This is a genomic window from Breoghania sp. L-A4, from assembly GCF_003432385.1.
Classification (GTDB): Bacteria; Pseudomonadota; Alphaproteobacteria; order Rhizobiales; family Stappiaceae; genus Breoghania.
Map to the genome: position 1 here is coordinate 1221766 of NZ_CP031841.1, position 15719 is coordinate 1237484.

Consider the following 15719-nt stretch of genomic DNA (forward strand, 5'->3'; position numbering starts at 1 on the left):
ACGCGTGCCGCGGAACACATCATTCCCGTGGCAGAGCGATTGACGCAAGGTGCGTCCCGGTTGAAAGTCGCGGCCGCGCGCATGGTCGTGCGGAACACCCGATTCGAGAGGCGCCGCATTGTTCGATTTCAGGCCGATCCTGCTGGTGATCGGCGTTCTGCTGGCCACGCTCGGCTGCGCCATGATGGTGCCGGCAATCGTCGATCTGGCCGCTGCGAACGATGACTGGCGCATTTTCGCCGCGTCGTCCCTTCTGACCATGATGGTCGGCGGCAGCCTGTGGGCGGGATCACGCGGTGCCCCGGCGGAGCTGACCCTTCGGCAGGCCTTTGTCATGACGGCCTCCGTCTGGGTGGCGCTGTCGGCCTTCGGGGCGTTGCCGCTGTTGTGGTCCGGCATCGTGCCGAGCTACACGGATGCCTTCTTCGAAGCGATGTCCGGGCTGACCACCACCGGCGCGACCGTGATCGTCGGGCTCGATTACGCGCCGCCGGGCGTGCTGTTCTGGCGCGCCATCCTGCAGTGGCTGGGCGGCCTCGGTATCATCGTCATGGCGATCTCCGTGCTGCCGATGCTGCGTGTCGGCGGCATGCAGCTTTTCAAGGCGGAGGCCTTCGACGCGCCCGAGAAGATCCTGCCGCGCGCCACTCAGATTTCCGGCATCATGACGCTGATCTTCATCGCACTGACCACCCTTTGTGCCGCGCTGTACTACATCGCCGGAATGCAACTGACCGACGCCATCATGCATGCGATGACCACGGTCGCGACTGGCGGGTTCTCGTCGAAGGATGCGTCGATCGGGCACTTCGACAGCGCGTTCATTGACTGGATCGCCATCGTCTTCATGTGCGGCGGCTCGCTGCCGTTCATGCTCTATATCAAGACCCTGCAGGGGGAGCCCGGATCGCTGTTTCGCGACTCGCAGGTGCGGATGTTCTTCATCCTGCTGGCCGGCTTCATTCTCACGATCTGGCTCTACGAGCATGCCACCGGGGTGCATGACGGGCTCGACGGGCTGCGCTACGCGGCCTTCAACGTCGTCTCGATCATGACCGGCACCGGCTACGCCAATGCGGATTACAACGCCTGGGGACCGTTCTCGGCTGGACTGTTTTTCGTGGTGATGTTCATTGGCGGCTGCGCCGGATCCACGTCATGCGGCATCAAGGTCTTCCGCATCCAGGTGGTTTTCGCGAACCTCGCCCAGCACCTCAACCGCACGATCTATCCCAATGGCGTCTTCGTGCCGCGGTTCAATGGCCGGCAATTGGGCGACAACGTCATCGCCGCCGTCCAGAGCTTCGTGTTTCTCTACATCTTCTGCTTTGCCGCGCTGGCGATCGCGCTCAACATGACCGGTCTGGACGATTTGACCGCGATCTCCGGCGCCGCAACGGCAATTTCCAATGTCGGTCCGGGCCTTGGAGAAATCATCGGCCCGGCTGGCAATTTTCAGCCCCTGAACGACACCGCCAAATGGCTGCTGTCGTTCGGCATGTTGCTGGGACGGCTGGAACTGTTCACCGTCCTGGTGCTGTTCATCCCGCAATTCTGGCGGATGTGAGCGCGTCTTAGGCGACCCGGTGACGCACCCGCGCGCTGTGCTCGATGGCGGCAACGGTTAGCTTGTCGAGATCGAGCTTGTCGCGCAGCAACTGGAGGAAGCGCAACTCCTCCTGCTCCACGTGCAGATCGGCTGCGGCGACCTCCACGGCGAGCGCATAGGCCGTATCGTAAAGCTTCCTGGGCAGCGAGTTGGCGATGAGATCGAGCACGGCGTCCAGTCCGTCGTCACCCTGCAGCATGTCGCCGCAGTTTTCCGCGGTTTCGACCAGCGCTTCGCTCTCGAAATCCCGGAACACCGGCAGGGTCTGCACCAGATCTCCGATCGTCAGCAGTTCGGAATCCGTCATCGTACGGTCGGCCGCGGATATCGTCACCATGGTGTAGATCAAGGCGTGGTGATGGGAAATTGTCTCGGTCATGAGGGTGTGCTTCTCGCGCGTGGATGGAACAACGTTGCGAAACGTAGGGACTTGCCTGCCGCACCGCAAGCGAATGGGGCGACCATACGCGGGTATTGGCCGGCGCATGCCGTCAATCGACGCCACGCTCGTCGCCGCGATGCCGGCGATATGCCGATCGCCGACCCTCCTGATCGTTGGTGAAATTCATCGCCGCAGACTGGTTCCATTTGGCGAGGAAGCGCTCTAGTGTCCGGCGGCGCGCAGGAAGCGCGCGTATCCCTGTATTCGGAACTGAATATCATGACCGTGCAATCCCTGCCGCCGCTCGACTTGTCGCCTGAGATCACCGCCGCAGCCAAGACCTCCAAGGCCTGGCCGTTTGAAGAGGCGCGCAAGCTGGTCAAACGGGTGGAGAAACGCGCGGACGGCAAGACGGTTCTGTTTGAAACCGGCTACGGTCCGTCGGGGTTGCCGCATATCGGGACGTTCGGCGAGGTCGCCCGCACGACCATGGTGCGCCATGCCTTTCGCGTTCTCACGGAAGACAGGTTTCCCACCCGGCTTCTGTGCTTTTCCGACGACATGGACGGTATGCGCAAGATCCCGGACAATGTGCCGGACAAGAGCTTTCTCGAGCCGCATCTGCACAAGCCGCTGAGCGCCGTACCCAACCCGTTCGAGGGTGAGTACGACAGCTTCGGCGCGCACAACAACGCCATGTTGCGCCGTTTCCTCGACACCTTCGGCTTTGACTACGAGTTCGCCAGTGCGACCGAGTATTACAAGGCGGGCAAGTTCGATGCGATTCTGCTGAAGGCCGCGGAGAAGTATCAGGCGATCATGGATGTGATGCTGCCGACCCTGGGCGCCGAGCGCCAGGCGACCTACAGCCCGTTTTTGCCGATCTCTCCGACGTCGGGCCGGGTGCTCTACGTGCCGATGAAAGAGGTCAACGCCAAGGACGGGACCGTCACTTTCGAAGGCGAGGACGGCCGCGACATGACGCTTCCGATCACCGGCGGCAACGTGAAGCTGCAGTGGAAGCCCGATTTCGGCGCGCGCTGGGCAGCGCTCGATGTCGACTTCGAGATGTTCGGCAAGGATCATCTCGCGAACGCACCGATCTACGACCGGATCTGCGAGATCCTGGGCGGCACGGCGCCGGACCATTTCGTCTACGAACTGTTCCTGGACGAAAACGGCGAGAAGATCTCCAAGTCGAAGGGCAACGGCCTGACCATCGACGAGTGGCTGACGTATGCCTCGCCGGAGAGTTTGTCGCTGTACATGTTCCAGAAGCCCAGAAGCGCCAAGAAGCTGTATTTCGACGTGATCCCGAAGGCGGCGGACGAGTATTTCACCTTCGCGCAGAAGTACCCGGACCAGCCGGTCGAGCAGCAGCTCGGCAACCCGGTGTGGCACATTCATTCGGGCAATGTGCCGGCGATCGACATGCCGGTGCCCTTCGCCATGCTGCTCAACCTCGTCTCCGCCTCCAACGCGGAAAACAAGGATGTTCTGTGGGCCTTCATCTCGCGCTACGCGCCTGGCGAGACGCCTGAAACGAATCCGGAGCTGGACAGGCTGGTCGGCTACGCGATCCGCTATTTCGACGATTTCGTCATGCCGGCGAAGACCTTCAAGCAGCCCGACGAGGTCGAGCGCCAGGCGTTGAGCGATCTGGACGCCAAGCTGGCCTCGCTGCCCGCCGATGCGGACGGCGCGACCATCCAGGACGCGATCCTGGACGTGGCGCGGGCGATTGAGCGCTACCAGGATCCAAAGAAGACGGGGCCGGACGGCGGTCCCGGCGTTTCGGTCGTCTGGTTCTCCTCGCTCTACCAGCTGCTGCTGGGCCAGGAAAAGGGGCCGCGCTTCGGCTCCTTCGTGGCGCTCTACGGCATCGACGAGACCCGGGCGCTAATCGCCAAGTGTCTCGCCGGCGAGCTTGGCTAGGCGCATGCGCGGCCCGGCGGAAGGCGGCCGGTTCGCAAGGCTGGCCGCGATGGCATCGTGGCTGGCCTTTCCCGTCTATGCCGTGCAGGGCATCGGCGTGCGGCTGCGCACGCCGCGCCTGCTGCCCGCCCGCGGCGCGCTGTCGGGGCGCTTTGCCGGAGCGGGCGCCGAAATCCGGCTTCTCGTGGTGGGGGAATCGTCCGCGGCCGCGGTGGGCATCGCGCGCATGGAGGACGGCGTTGCCGCCCGCGTGGCGCTGGAGCTCAACCGGGCCAGCGGCCGGCCGGTGTTCTACCGCGCCGCAGGCTTTAACGGCGCCACCGCGGAGCAGTTGCGTGATCATGTGGCGCCGCATCTGGAAGACGGCGGCTGGACCCACGTGTTGATCACGGTCGGGGTCAACGACACCAAGAATTTCAATTCCGCGCGGCGCTGGAGCAAGGGCTTCGGCGGCCTGCTGTTCGCCTTGCGCGCACGGTTTCCGGAGGCCGCGATCTACTGGACGCAGATCCTGCGCATGACGGAGGTGCCGGCGCTGCCCCGTCCCATCGCCGATATCCTGGAAATCCGCGCGCAGATGGTGAACCGCATCGCCGGCGGCCTGTGCCCCGAACGCGGCGCGATGGTGATCCCGCGCATGATTGGGCTGACGCCCGAGGATTTCGCCCCCGACGGCTTCCACCCTTCCGAGAAGGGGTTCGCGGGCTGGGCGGCGCATATCGCCGCGCATATGGACACCGATCCCGCCGCTTGAGTGCCGCTCCGGTTCGACAGCGTTCAGGCTTTCGCGGCAACGACGATGGCCATCAGCGCGGCGAGCGCCACCGGCAGCCGCTCGATGGCCTGGAAATAGCCCCTGGACCCGAGCCCCATGAAGGCGCCGGTGAGGGCAAGGCCGGAAGGGCGCGTAGTTGCGCGCGGCAGGGAAAATGTCATGAGGGGTGTGTATTGTCCGCACGCCGTGATGGCAATACGCGGCTATTGCGGCAGGCGCAGGGTCGGAAGCGCCGCGCCCGGTTGAACCGATCCCGCCGGATTGAGGCCGCCGGGGCGGAGGCTGCCGGGCCGTGTTTCAATGGGATCGGGCACGCCCCATTGGGATGGCGGCAGTCCGGGGATCGGCAGTTGCACGACCGGACGCTCCGTCGCCGGTTCGATGCCGCCGAAATCGAAAGGCGATCCTTCAATCTCAGGCACATCGAGATCGACGCCCTCGAGCGTCGTTTGCGCCGGATCGGGCAGGGGCGTGGTCTCCTCCGCGGCGAGCTGTTTCACGCGCCATTGTCCGCGTCCGGCTTCGCGCGCCGCCGCCAGCAATCTTGCCGCGGCATCGTTGGCGTCATCCGCTGGCGTCGCCCAACCCTGTTCGATCAGCCAGTCGGAGATGTCGCGCCGGATGATGCGGCAGCGCGCCGTGACCAATGCGCCCGTCATCGCCGTGCCGTCTTCGCGTTCGCATGACACGGAGCGGCCGCGGATCAGCCGTCGCAGCGCCGTCCGCGCCAGGCGTCCGCAGGGCCAGCCATCACCGCCGCCGCATCGCGCGTCGAGCGCCAATGGCCGCACGCCCGCCAACTGCACCGTCATCTGATCGTGACGCAGGGTGCCGCCATCCACCACCACCACGGGATGAAGCCGCATGGTCTTCGGCGGCGGCGGGCGCTTGGGCCGTTCTGGCTTGGCGTCTTCGATGCGCACCAGGGGGCCGGTCACGGTTGGGCCCTTGGTCATGCTCTCGGGCGTCACATCGCGGCGCGCCGGCGAGACTGTCTCGCCGAACCCGGCCGTTTGCGGGGTGAGATCGAGGGACGCTGGTTGTCCGATCGCGGAAGCCTTGGGCTCTTCCGGGGTGTTCTGCTGAGGCGCGGGCGTCTCGGGCGCGCGCGCCAGGAGCAGCGCCGCCCCGGCGGCGAGCACGAGCGCTCCGAAAACAACAGCTTTGCCTGCGCGCGGCATGAAGGCGGGCTCCCTGGTCGACCTCGACACGGTTATATTCGGTTGTGGCGGCGCATGCCAATTCCGTGCGCCGGGCTTGCTTGTTCCCCGCCGCTGGGCGAAGAGAGGGCATTGAAAATATCGGAGTGGCCCGGTGACGCTGATCTACAAGATTTGCCCCAAGGACATGTGGGACGAGGCGGTTGCCGCAGGGCGGTTCGACGGCGCGCCGGTCGATCTGGCGGACGGGTTCATTCATTTCTCAACCGGCGAGCAGGCCGTCGAGACCGCCGCCAAGCATTTCGCGGGACAGGACGGGCTGGTCCTGGTGGCGCTGGAGAGCGACGCACTGGGTGCAGCATTGAAATGGGAACCCTCTCGCGGCGGAGCGCTGTTTCCGCATCTTTACGCTCCGCTCGACCCCGCAAAGGCGCTGTGGGTCAAGCCGCTGCCGGTCAACGCCTCCGGCGTTCACACGTTCCCGGAGCTGGGCGCATGATCGGCGGGCTGGTGAATGCGCTCGGCCGCAAGGCGCTGTTCAATCTTGATGCGGAAACCGCGCACGGGCTGACCGTCAGGGCGCTCGCAAGCGGTGTCGTTCCCATGTGCCCGCCGCGCGTCGACCCGCGTCTGGCGCAGCGCGTGTTCGGTCTCGATTTCGCCAACCCGGTGGGGTTGGCCGCCGGTTTCGACAAGAACGGCGAGGTGCCTGACGCCGTCTTGCGGATGGGCTTCGGCTCCACCGAGATCGGTACCGTGACGCCGCGGCCCCAGGCGGGCAATCCCCGTCCGCGGGTGTTTCGCGCGATCGCCGATCACGGCGTCGTCAACCGGCTTGGCTTCAACAACGAAGGCCATGCGGTGCTGCGCACCCGGCTTGAGGCGCGCAAGGGGCGCGGCGGCATCATCGGCGTCAACGTGGGCGCCAACAAGGATACGGCCGACCGCGCCGCCGACTATGTGGCCGGCATCGAGGCCTTCGCGGATCTGGCGTCTTATTTCACGGTGAACGTATCCTCGCCCAACACCCCGGGATTGCGGGACCTTCAGGGGCGTGCGGCCCTGAAGGAGCTGCTCGGCCGGGTGATGCAGGCGCGGGATGCGAAGGCGGGCGAACTCGGCCATTCGGTGCCGGTGCTGCTGAAGATCGCGCCCGACGTCGATGATGACGGCATCGCGGGGATCTGCGAGGAGGTGCTCGCCGCGCGGGTCGATGGATTGATCATTTCCAACACGACGATCACCCGCACCGGCCTTACAGACAAGAGGCTCTCAGCGGAGGCCGGTGGCTTGTCCGGCCGCCCGCTGTTCCGGCGATCCACGGTGGTGCTGGCCAAGGCGCGCAAGCATGTCGGTCCGGACCTGCCGATCATCGGCGTCGGCGGCGTGGACTCAGGTGAGACAGCCTGGACCAAGATCACGGCAGGCGCCACCCTGCTGCAGCTCTACACCGGACTGATCTACGAGGGGCCGGGCCTGATCGGGCGCATCCTCGACCATCTCGCGGCAAAGCTTGATGAACATGGTCTCGAAAGCCTGTCACAGGCGGTTGGAAGCAACGTCGACGCCTGGGCGGATGCGCCGGTCGACTTCTCGGGAGCAGCATGATGGGCCTCACCATCTGGCACAATCCGCGCTGCTCCAAGTCGCGTCAGACGTTACAATTGCTGCGTGATCGCGGCGTCGAGCCGGAGATCGTCGAATATCTGAAGGACGTGCCGTCGGAGGCCGAGATTCGCGCCGTTCTGGGCATGCTCGGGATTGCGCCGCGCGCCCTGATGCGCACCGGCGAGGCCGTCTACAAGGAGCTCGGGCTCAAGGATGTTGCGGACGCGGACGCGCTGATTGCGGCGATGGCGGCGCACCCGATCCTCATCGAGCGCCCCGTGGTCATCAACAATGGCAAGGCGGCGCTCGGCCGGCCGCCGGAAGACGTGCTTACAATTCTGTAACCTCGGCTGCTTAGGTCTGGAACCTCAATCACGTGACCTGAGGAGCAAGCAGGAATGATCGATTTGCGCGCCGCCAGTTCGGCAATCATTGTGGCTGCGGGACTTGTGTCTGTCCTGCCGGCGCTGGCCAACGACAGCTCCGCCAGCATCGTTGCAGGTGGCGTCGTGCTGGGGACGACAGATGCGGTGCGCATCGCCAGCGAGGGCCTCTATGTCTCCGCCGAGCGGATCGACGTCGACTACGTCTTCGAAAACATCACCGATCGCGACGTGACCGTGCAAATGGCGTTTCCGCTGCCCGATGTCGACGCGCGCAACGTCTACGGCACCTGGCCGGAGCAGGCCGAGAGCACCCGCTTCATCAATTTCGCCACCAGCATCGACGGCCGGCCGGTGGTGACGCGCGAGATCGTCGAGATCATAGGCGCCGACGGACGGCCGATCACCGACATTTTCCGGCGCGAAGGCTTTCCGCTGGCGCCCTATTCCTCCGCCTGGGGCGACGACATCGAGACCGGCACACCGGAGGCCGAAGCGCGCATGGCCCGCCTTGCGGAACTCGGGCTGCTGTCGGCGGATGGCCGGCCTGACTGGACGACGCGGATCTCCTTCGTCTGGGAAGCGATCTTTCCGGCCCGACGCACGGTCGAGGTCTCGCACAGCTACAAGCCGGTGGCGGGCAGCTTCTTCTTCACGCCGGAGGTGGACAATTTCGAGAGCTGGTACCGCGCGCGCTACTGCGCGTCCGCCGGCGAATGGCGCAGCCTGAACCGGGTGGCGGGGCGCAAGCAGGAATACCGGCTGATCAGCGAGGTCGGCTATGCGCTGAAACCCGGCGCCAATTGGGCCGGCCCGATCGGCCGCTTTCACCTGACCCTCGACAAGGGCCACCCGAAGAACCTCATTACCTTGTGCTTCAAGGGGGACCTGAAGAAGACCGCGCCCACGCGCTTCGAATTCGAAGCCTTCGATTACACGCCGCGCGAAGACATCCTGTTCGCGATCATGAACACCACCATCGGCGACTGACACAGCCTATCAGGCGGCGAAGACCTCGCGGGCCCGCACGCGGCTCATGAAGGCGAGCGACAGGCCGCGGATGCCGAGCAGTACTTCCAGCGACAGCCATAGGCCGTGGTTTCCCCAAAGCGGGAAGGCCACGGCATAGGTTGCCAGATAGGCGACGAGCGACAGCAGCATCATGTTGCGCATGTCGCGCGACCAGGTCGCGCCGATGAACACGCCGTCCATCTCGAAGGCCAGCACGCCGGCAAGCGGCGTCAGCGCCGCCCAGACGAGATAGACGCGGGCGGTCTCACGGGTGCCCTCATGGGTGGTCATGAGATCGATCAGCCACGGTCCGCCGTACCAGAACACCACCGCCGCAGCTCCGGCCAGGACGAAGCCCCACAGTACGGTCAGCTTCACGGCGCGATCAAAGGCGGGGCGGTGGCGCCCGCCGATGGCGCGCCCGACGATGGTTTCGGCTGCGGTGGCGAAGCCGTCGAGGAAATAGCCGCCAACGATGAAGAATTTCTCCAGGATGGCGTTGGCCGCCAGCACCACGTCGCCCTGCGCCGCGCCGCGCGCCGTGAAGAAGGCGAAGGCGAAGAGCAGCGAGAAGGAGCGGATCATGATGTCGCGGTTGACCGCCACCATCTTGAGGATCCGTGTGCGGTTGAACACCCTGGCGCGTGAGGGCATCGGACCCTTGGCGAACGTGTGCCAGACGAACAGCCCGCCGAAGGCCACCGTTGCGATCTCGCTGATCACCGTTGCCAGCGCCACACCGGCCACGCCCCAGCTCAGCCCCATGACGAAGACGATGCTGAGCACGATGTTGATGCCGTTGAGCCACGTCTGGATCAGCAGTCCCGTCTTGGCGCGTCCCTGACCCAGCAGCCAGCCGAGAATGGCGTAATTGGCCAGCGTGAAGGGCGCCGAATAGATGCGGATGCCGAAATAGCTGCGCGTCGCCTCCTGCACGGCATCGCTGCCGCCCAGAAGCCTCAGGCCGACCTCGATCATCGGGATCTGCAGCGCGATGGTGGCGAGGCCGAGCACGCCGGCGATGATCAGCGCGCGCAAGAGGCCCGCCTTGATCTCCCGGGTCTCTCCGCTGCCATACGCCTGTGCCGTCAGCCCCGTGGTGCCCGAGCGCAGGAAATTGAAGGTGGTGAAGACGAGATCGAAGAGAATGCCGCCGACCGCGATGCCGCCGACCAGCGCGGCCGAGCCGAGCTGCCCGATCACGGCGGTGTCGACCACGCCGAGGATCGGCGTCGACAGATAGGCGAGCGTCATCGGGATGGCCAGCGCCAGCACGTCGCGGTTGCTCACGTCAAAAGCGCGCACGGCGCGGCGGCGTTCGGTCATCAAGATGTCTCGGAGAGAGTGAAGCGCTGCAGGAATCAACAGCCGGTCAATGCGGTTGAAGTCTAGTGTCCAGATCCATAAAACGGAACGCACCGTTCGTCACGGGGTGGTTCGGATACAAGGCGCGAACCTGCGGAAACCCCCGTTGGCCTTTATAGGTTTGCAGCGGCGTTGATGGATTGCCTGATCCGCCGGGCGCGCAAACGGCGGCAAGCGTCGTCGTGAGGACCTTTGACCAATGCGGCAGCATCGCTCCGCAGGTCTTTCCCAGGCGCATATTGCCGTTTGCGTGCCAGTCGGTCCAATTTTATGGGAATGGACCTAATACAGTTTAACTGATGTTGCCCAGCGACAGAGCTCCAATACTTCTCAACACTGCCAGGCCGAACGGTCTCCCATAGCCTTTTCACTGTTCCCTGATAAACATCATTGATATCATCAATAATATTTGCGGCGGCAAAAGCATAATTATCGCCCGCGCGACCAAGAGCCCGGTAGGCCTCAACGTAATTTCCAATGCTGTTTAAATGTCGTGCTTGATTTATCACTTCTTGAGCGATAACGGCCATTTTGTTTCTTCCTCAATCAGTGATACGGCCATCGCCGCATCGTCATTGATGACCGCGGCGCCATAAAATTGATCTCGTTCGATCATAAATGCCTCGACATCGAGACCAGTGCGCTCCCAGAAACGGCGCGTGAGCGTGGAAAGATTGCCCAGCATCCAACGAATATTGATCGCAGGAAATGGCCCAATAGACATTTGATAGTTGCCGTTTGCGAAGTGTAATTCCATCGTGCACTGAGGGAATATTTGTATGGAAAAATTTCTGGAGTATAGCGTGCTGCACGCCACTTCGCCGATAATTTTTCCTCGCCGCCAGATCCAGAAAACTCGATGCTCAAGACGAATCCCGCCACGATCCTCGTCGAAGACCCTGGATCTCACATCTATATGGAAACAGTAAAACCAAGAATCACTCGGCGACAAATACGTTATCAGCAACCCATTTGTTTCATTTTTAACAAATATTTGTTCCGCCCACTCCGCCAAATTTGTTAGGGTTTCATCATCACAGTTTAATTTTTTGCTTTTGTAACGATTTTCTATTGACGCAGAAGAAAGTATATTTACAAGCGGATTAGGAAGAAAACTAATATCTACTTTATATTTCCTGCCATTCCGCAAATAAGGCCCCTGAATGAACTGATAAGTAATATCATTGCAATCACCTTGCTCAAAGTTTTTTTGGCAGTTCTGAATTAGCTGTTTCTGATCCCAAACGATTCTAGCTGACAGTTTTGGATCTCGGTCACTCAGGTCGAGTGATTCGAGTAATTCTCGATGCTGCTGCGGCGTCTGCGCGAAAGAACAAACAGGAACTAGCACCAATATAAAGATAATATTTCTGAAGTTCAGTCGCGCCATTAGTAGAATTTTTGCGGTCCAAATCATTGATAGCTTCGCCATACACTAGTGGATTGATCGGAGTCATAGAGCCCGACTCTCGCTTCTCAAATAAGCGCTCATGTGCGAGTATTCGAAATGCGCATGGCACTTCCTTAACCGCATCCGCAGATGCACGCCATCAATTACTTTGCATTGGTGTCCCGGCGCGACCGCTCAAAACGTTTTCACAGCGTGCGGCTCCGCTTGCGTCTCGCGGGCGTTCGGGCAGGATGGTCCGATGGCGCTGCCAATTGTTCATTCCCCGGATTTTCACGCGGAGCTGCCTGGCGGCCATCGCTTTCCCATGGGCAAGTTCCGCCGTCTCGCGCAGGTCCTCATGGAGGAGGGGCTGGCCGCTCCGGGTACCTTTCATGTGCCGGTGCCCGCGCCTGCCGAGTGGATTGCTGCCGTGCATGAGCCCGGCTATGTGCGGCAGGTGTTCGCCGCGGCGGTCGATCCGCGAATATCGCGTGAGATCGGCTTGCCGGTCACCGATCAGGTGTCGTTGCGCGCCCGCAGCGCCTGTGCGGGATCGGTGCTTGCCGGACAATTGGCGCTCCAGCACGGGATTGCCTGCAACACCGCCGGTGGCAGCCATCACGCCCGGCGGGCGCAAGGGGCGGGGTTCTGCGTCTTCAACGATGTGGCGGTGGCGATCCGCCAGTTGCAGGCATGCGGCGAGATCGAGCGGGCGCTGGTCATCGATCTCGACGTGCACCAGGGCGACGGGACGGCGGAGATCTTTGCCGGCGACGACAGCGTCTTCACCTTCTCCATGCACGCCGAGAAGAACTATCCGGTCCGCAAGCACCCATCGAGCCGCGACATTGCATTACCTGATGCCACGCAGGACGCAGGTTATATGGAAATCCTGCGCCTGGCCCTGCCGGTGATCATCGAGGCCGCGGCGCCCGATATCGTGTTCTTCAATGCCGGAGTCGACCCACACGCGGATGACAGACTGGGCCGTCTGGCCCTGAGCGATGAAGGCCTGACCGAACGCGACCGCACCGTTATCGGCGCGGTGCGCGAGCGCGGCATTGCGCTCGCGGGCGTCCTTGGCGGCGGTTATTCGAACGATGTCGACCTGTTGGCCCGCCGTCACGCGACGTTGCATCGCGTGGCGGCGGAATTCGTCTGACGCGAGGCGACCGGGCGGAGCTCATGCGTCCGTGCGCGCGTCCAGTTTCCGGTACAGCGCCGGCGATACGCCGGACCATTTCGCGAACGCCCGGCTGAAATGGGCCAGTTCGCTGTAGCCCAGCTCCAAGGCGATGTCGGTGATCTGCCGGTCGCGATCCTGAAGCATCCGGGCCGCCTTCTCCTGCAGCTGCTCGTCAAGCAACCGGGAAAACGTCGTTCCGTGCGTGCCGAGCCGCCGTTGCAGGGTCCGGCGCGTCAGTCCGAGTTTTCGGGCGACCCAGTCGATCCGGGGATAGCTGTTGAGCATGGCGATCGAGATCATGGCTGACACCTCGCTGGAGGGGTCGGCGGTGTTCGGGATTTGCCGTTCCTCGCATGAGAAAGACTGGTCGTCGTGCGGCAGAGCCCATGATGCGGCCTTGTGCGTGCCCAGCAGTCTCGCGGGGAATTCAATCGTGGGCACACGGCTCCCCGCAAGCACCGGGGCCTCGAAGATATGTTCCAGGACGGCCGCCTGGCCGTGACGGGTGCCGGTCACCCGCACCAGATCCGGCGTCCACGTGCGCCCGAGGAAGCAGCGGACCACATCGATGAGGTAGCTGACGCCAAGCAGCTCGTTCTGAAAGCGGCCTTCGAACCCCGGATCCAGGAACTCGATCGACCAGCGGGCCCGGTCGCCGTCTGTTTCCAGCAGCAGGTTCGTTCCGGTCTGCAAATAGCGGTTCAGGCCGCGGTTGGAGCGGTCGATCGCGGCGGCGGCCGTCGGCGCCTCGCTGACCCACTTGCCGAAGGCGCTGAGATTTTCGATGCGCACCAGTCGCCCGAGGCGGGCGCCGAAGTAGGGATCGCCGGTCTCGCGGCCCGCGCTTTGCAGTACCTTGAATTGTTCGGACAGGGGCAACGGAAGGTCGGGTGTATCGAGGATGCCCACGGGTAGGTCGACCCGGTCGAACACGCGCCTGATCTTCCCGCCGTGGTGTTCAACAAGATCGGCGATCGGTCCGAGCGCGCTGGCTCGCGTAAAACCCTTTTCCCGCCCCACTATAGTACTTTCGTATCAATGAAATTGCATAAATTTGGCGCCAAATGGCAAGTCGAGACCTTCGAAGCGTAACATAATTCAAGAAAATGAGAAGCGGGAGGGTCGTAATGACGAAGCTGGGTTTCGATGACAGCAATATTCGCTGGTACCAACTGGAGGGCGTCGATCACGCGTCCTACCATGTGCTGAGTGTCGACGTTGACGCGAAGATCGTCGACGTGTTGTTCAAGTTCGACGCCAATCAGCGGGTCATATTGCACAATCACCACGCGGACTACCGGACGTTCGTCATCCAGGGCGAATTGCGCATCTATGCCGCAAACGGCGACCTGATGGAGACGCGCCCCGTCGGGAGTTATGTTGCGCGCCCGGCCGGCGGCGTTGCGCACACGGAAGGCGGCGGCGACGTCGATGCGATTGTGTATTTCAGCAATCGCGGTACCGACGGGATGATCTACGAGTTGCTCGACGGCGATTTCAACACGATCGCCACCCTGGGACTGCACGATTTCAAGGGCCTCATGGAAGCGCAGGAGACGCCAATTCAGCCGATTGTTCCGGGGTAGCGATCTCGTGCCGTTGTCGTCTCACGTACGCGTGATCGACACGCCGCCGTCGGCCAGAATCTGCTGACCAGTCACAAAGCTGGCGTCGTCGGACAGCAGAAACAGCGCCGCCTGGGCAATCTCGGCCGGCTGCGCGGTGCGCTTCAGGGCGTGCAGACCCTGCACGAACGCCTGTGTCTCCGGCGTGTTGGCGACAACGCGTCCCATGTCCGTGTCGGTACCGCCGGGAAGCAGCGTGTTGACCCGGATGCCCTGGGGGCCGAATTCGGCCGCCAGAGTCATGGCCAGACCTGCGATCCCGGCCTTGCTGGCGGCATAAGCGGCCATGCCGGGAAAGCCAACGGTGCTGCCGACGAATGACGACGTGAACAGCAGTGCGCCGCCACCTTCCTTGAGAAGCGCCGGGATCTGGCAGTGGGCGGCGAGGAAGGCGCTGGTCAGGTTGGTGCGCAGCGTATCCTCCCAGCCTTCAAGCGTCAGATCGGGGGCCGCGCCCATTTCACCCAGCGTTCCTGCGTTGTTGAACGCCGCGTCCAGTCCGCCGTAGGTCTGTTGGGCGAGGTCGACCAGGGCTTTGGCATAGGTTTCATCGCGAACGTCGCCGGCCAGGGCGATCGCCGTGCCGTCCTTGCGGCGAATCTCGGCCACCAAGGCGTCGAGTTCCGCCTGTCGGCGTGCTCCGAGCACAAGCCGTCCGCCATTTTCCGCAAACAGCAGCGCGGCCGCATGACCGATGCCGCTGCTGGCGCCCGTGATGATGATGCTCTTTCCATTCAGTCGTGTCATGTCGCGCCTTCTCCGTTGTGGAATGACGCAAGCGTGACGGAGGGACGCACGAGCGGCGACCCGTTTCATGCGATCGCAAGGAAATCGCCTGAGGGCCCGTTTCGGCTACTGCTCACCGCGGCCCATCTTGAGGAAACGCGACAGCAGCCACAGCGGAAACACGATGATGGCGCCCAGGAGGAAATAGCCGCCGACGCGCTCGATGGCCTCAAATCCCATGTTCCAGATGCGCACAACGATGTCTCGCGCCCAGTTGATGAGCTCCAGCGGATTCAGGTCGATGGCCGACAGGATGATGCCGACGACAAAGGAAATAAACACAAGCCGCAGCAGGACCCGGCCGGGCGAGCCGCCGAAAAAGCGATAAAGGGTATCCTGGCGCATCTGTTGTCTTCCGTTTCAGTGGAGCAGGGCGGCCGGCGGCACGTTGCGGCCGCATCGTTTTCAAAAGTTGTGTGCTCTATAGATAGGGAGCCTGTCCCCCATTGCGCCAGCTATTTCGGCAGTTCGCCCGCGCGTGATGCGTTGCGGGGGCGTTCACAT

18 protein-coding genes are annotated in these 15719 nt (G+C 63.1%); 9 read left to right on the plus strand and 9 right to left on the minus strand.

Going from position 1 to position 15719, the window contains the following annotated elements:
- Positions 1 to 118: 118 nt before the first annotated feature.
- Positions 119 to 1567 carry a TrkH family potassium uptake protein gene (locus D1F64_RS05695; protein WP_248304637.1) on the plus strand — a complete coding sequence of 483 codons (1449 nt, stop codon included), beginning with the start codon at positions 119 to 121 and terminating at the stop codon, positions 1565 to 1567.
- A 7-nt stretch (positions 1568 to 1574) separates the two neighbouring features.
- On the opposite strand, the gene D1F64_RS05700 is transcribed toward D1F64_RS05695, so the two are convergent.
- Positions 1575 to 1988 (minus strand): tellurite resistance TerB family protein, encoded by a 414-nt coding sequence (locus D1F64_RS05700; protein ID WP_117411631.1) that lies wholly within the window; start codon positions 1986 to 1988, stop codon positions 1575 to 1577.
- A 282-nt stretch (positions 1989 to 2270) separates the two neighbouring features.
- Here D1F64_RS05700 and D1F64_RS05705 point away from each other — a divergent pair, with 282 nt between their 5' ends.
- Together D1F64_RS05705 and D1F64_RS05710 are read left to right on the plus strand one after the other, a co-directional pair.
- Positions 2271 to 3926, plus strand: coding sequence for a lysine--tRNA ligase (locus D1F64_RS05705; RefSeq protein WP_117414453.1), 1656 nt, complete (start codon positions 2271 to 2273; stop codon positions 3924 to 3926).
- Between the two features lie 4 nt (positions 3927 to 3930).
- Positions 3931 to 4680, plus strand: a complete 750-nt coding sequence (locus D1F64_RS05710) for an SGNH/GDSL hydrolase family protein (protein WP_117411632.1) — start codon at positions 3931 to 3933, stop codon at positions 4678 to 4680.
- Between the two features lie 23 nt (positions 4681 to 4703).
- On the opposite strand, the gene D1F64_RS23115 is transcribed toward D1F64_RS05710, so the two are convergent.
- Positions 4704 to 4862 (minus strand): hypothetical protein, encoded by a 159-nt coding sequence (locus D1F64_RS23115; protein WP_162901324.1) that lies wholly within the window; start codon positions 4860 to 4862, stop codon positions 4704 to 4706.
- Between the two features lie 42 nt (positions 4863 to 4904).
- Positions 4905 to 5882 (minus strand): thermonuclease family protein, encoded by a 978-nt coding sequence (locus D1F64_RS05715; protein WP_117411633.1) that lies wholly within the window; start codon positions 5880 to 5882, stop codon positions 4905 to 4907.
- A gap of 133 nt (positions 5883 to 6015) precedes the next feature.
- Here D1F64_RS05715 and D1F64_RS05720 point away from each other — a divergent pair, with 133 nt between their 5' ends.
- Genes D1F64_RS05720 through D1F64_RS05735 form a run of 4 tightly spaced genes read left to right on the plus strand, consistent with a single transcriptional unit; the run spans position 6016 to position 8842 of the window.
- Positions 6016 to 6360, plus strand: a complete 345-nt coding sequence (locus D1F64_RS05720; protein ID WP_248304638.1) for a DUF952 domain-containing protein — start codon at positions 6016 to 6018, stop codon at positions 6358 to 6360.
- On the plus strand, positions 6357 to 7469 hold the full coding sequence (locus D1F64_RS05725) for a quinone-dependent dihydroorotate dehydrogenase (RefSeq protein WP_117411634.1): 1113 nt from the start codon (positions 6357 to 6359) through the stop codon (positions 7467 to 7469). The genes D1F64_RS05720 and D1F64_RS05725 overlap by 4 nt, the downstream gene beginning before the upstream one ends.
- On the plus strand, positions 7466 to 7813 hold the full coding sequence (gene arsC, locus D1F64_RS05730; protein WP_248304639.1) for an arsenate reductase (glutaredoxin): 348 nt from the start codon (positions 7466 to 7468) through the stop codon (positions 7811 to 7813). Before D1F64_RS05725 ends, arsC begins: the two co-directional genes overlap by 4 nt.
- Before the next feature lie 54 nt (positions 7814 to 7867).
- Positions 7868 to 8842: a DUF4424 family protein gene (locus D1F64_RS05735; RefSeq protein ID WP_117411636.1), complete on the plus strand. Its 975-nt coding sequence runs from the start codon at positions 7868 to 7870 to the stop codon at positions 8840 to 8842.
- A 9-nt stretch (positions 8843 to 8851) separates the two neighbouring features.
- Here the strand turns inward: D1F64_RS05735 and D1F64_RS05740 are convergent, their stop codons facing one another.
- The 3 genes from D1F64_RS05740 to D1F64_RS23125 form a co-directional block, all read right to left on the minus strand.
- The gene (locus D1F64_RS05740) at positions 8852 to 10189 is read right to left on the minus strand and encodes an MATE family efflux transporter (RefSeq protein ID WP_117411637.1); all 1338 of its coding nucleotides are present in this window, start codon (positions 10187 to 10189) and stop codon (positions 8852 to 8854) included.
- Positions 10190 to 10341: 152 nt separating this feature from the next.
- A complete protein-coding gene (locus D1F64_RS23120) occupies positions 10342 to 10758 on the minus strand; it encodes a hypothetical protein (protein WP_162901325.1) in 417 nt (138 codons plus the stop codon).
- Positions 10734 to 11645 (minus strand): hypothetical protein, encoded by a 912-nt coding sequence (locus D1F64_RS23125; protein ID WP_162901326.1) that lies wholly within the window; start codon positions 11643 to 11645, stop codon positions 10734 to 10736. The genes D1F64_RS23120 and D1F64_RS23125 overlap by 25 nt, the downstream gene beginning before the upstream one ends.
- Positions 11646 to 11877: 232 nt before the next feature.
- On the opposite strand from D1F64_RS23125, the gene D1F64_RS05750 reads away from it, so the two are divergent.
- Entirely contained in the window at positions 11878 to 12780 is a 903-nt protein-coding gene (locus D1F64_RS05750; RefSeq protein WP_117411639.1) for a histone deacetylase, read from the plus strand.
- Between the two features lie 21 nt (positions 12781 to 12801).
- Here D1F64_RS05750 and D1F64_RS05755 read toward each other — a convergent pair whose 3' ends face one another.
- Entirely contained in the window at positions 12802 to 13737 is a 936-nt protein-coding gene (locus D1F64_RS05755) for an AraC family transcriptional regulator (protein WP_162901327.1), read from the minus strand.
- Between the two features lie 194 nt (positions 13738 to 13931).
- On the opposite strand from D1F64_RS05755, the gene D1F64_RS05760 reads away from it, so the two are divergent.
- A complete protein-coding gene (locus D1F64_RS05760) occupies positions 13932 to 14390 on the plus strand; it encodes a DUF4437 domain-containing protein (RefSeq protein WP_117411641.1) in 459 nt (152 codons plus the stop codon).
- 21 nt (positions 14391 to 14411) lie between these two features.
- Here D1F64_RS05760 and D1F64_RS05765 read toward each other — a convergent pair whose 3' ends face one another.
- Entirely contained in the window at positions 14412 to 15176 is a 765-nt protein-coding gene (locus D1F64_RS05765) for an SDR family oxidoreductase (RefSeq protein WP_117411642.1), read from the minus strand.
- Between the two features lie 105 nt (positions 15177 to 15281).
- Positions 15282 to 15560: a DUF6460 domain-containing protein gene (locus D1F64_RS05770; RefSeq protein WP_117411643.1), complete on the minus strand. Its 279-nt coding sequence runs from the start codon at positions 15558 to 15560 to the stop codon at positions 15282 to 15284.
- Positions 15561 to 15719 lie beyond the last annotated feature (159 nt).

What these genes read in the sequence shown, in the direction of transcription:
- D1F64_RS05700 (WP_117411631.1), bottom strand. Translation starts at nt 1,988, where the DNA reads ATGACCGAGACAATTTCCCATCACCACGCCTTGATCTACACCATGGTG.
- D1F64_RS05705 (WP_117414453.1), top strand. Translation starts at nt 2,271, where the DNA reads ATGACCGTGCAATCCCTGCCGCCGCTCGACTTGTCGCCTGAGATCACC.
- D1F64_RS05710 (WP_117411632.1), top strand. Translation starts at nt 3,931, where the DNA reads ATGCGCGGCCCGGCGGAAGGCGGCCGGTTCGCAAGGCTGGCCGCGATG.
- D1F64_RS23115 (WP_162901324.1), bottom strand. Translation starts at nt 4,862, where the DNA reads ATGACATTTTCCCTGCCGCGCGCAACTACGCGCCCTTCCGGCCTTGCC.
- D1F64_RS05715 (WP_117411633.1), bottom strand. Translation starts at nt 5,882, where the DNA reads ATGCCGCGCGCAGGCAAAGCTGTTGTTTTCGGAGCGCTCGTGCTCGCC.
- D1F64_RS05725 (WP_117411634.1), top strand. Translation starts at nt 6,357, where the DNA reads ATGATCGGCGGGCTGGTGAATGCGCTCGGCCGCAAGGCGCTGTTCAAT.
- arsC (WP_248304639.1), top strand. Translation starts at nt 7,466, where the DNA reads ATGATGGGCCTCACCATCTGGCACAATCCGCGCTGCTCCAAGTCGCGT.
- D1F64_RS05735 (WP_117411636.1), top strand. Translation starts at nt 7,868, where the DNA reads ATGATCGATTTGCGCGCCGCCAGTTCGGCAATCATTGTGGCTGCGGGA.
- D1F64_RS05740 (WP_117411637.1), bottom strand. Translation starts at nt 10,189, where the DNA reads ATGACCGAACGCCGCCGCGCCGTGCGCGCTTTTGACGTGAGCAACCGC.
- D1F64_RS23120 (WP_162901325.1), bottom strand. Translation starts at nt 10,758, where the DNA reads ATGGCCGTTATCGCTCAAGAAGTGATAAATCAAGCACGACATTTAAAC.
- D1F64_RS23125 (WP_162901326.1), bottom strand. Translation starts at nt 11,645, where the DNA reads ATGATTTGGACCGCAAAAATTCTACTAATGGCGCGACTGAACTTCAGA.
- D1F64_RS05750 (WP_117411639.1), top strand. Translation starts at nt 11,878, where the DNA reads ATGGCGCTGCCAATTGTTCATTCCCCGGATTTTCACGCGGAGCTGCCT.
- D1F64_RS05760 (WP_117411641.1), top strand. Translation starts at nt 13,932, where the DNA reads ATGACGAAGCTGGGTTTCGATGACAGCAATATTCGCTGGTACCAACTG.
- D1F64_RS05765 (WP_117411642.1), bottom strand. Translation starts at nt 15,176, where the DNA reads ATGACACGACTGAATGGAAAGAGCATCATCATCACGGGCGCCAGCAGC.
- D1F64_RS05770 (WP_117411643.1), bottom strand. Translation starts at nt 15,560, where the DNA reads ATGCGCCAGGATACCCTTTATCGCTTTTTCGGCGGCTCGCCCGGCCGG.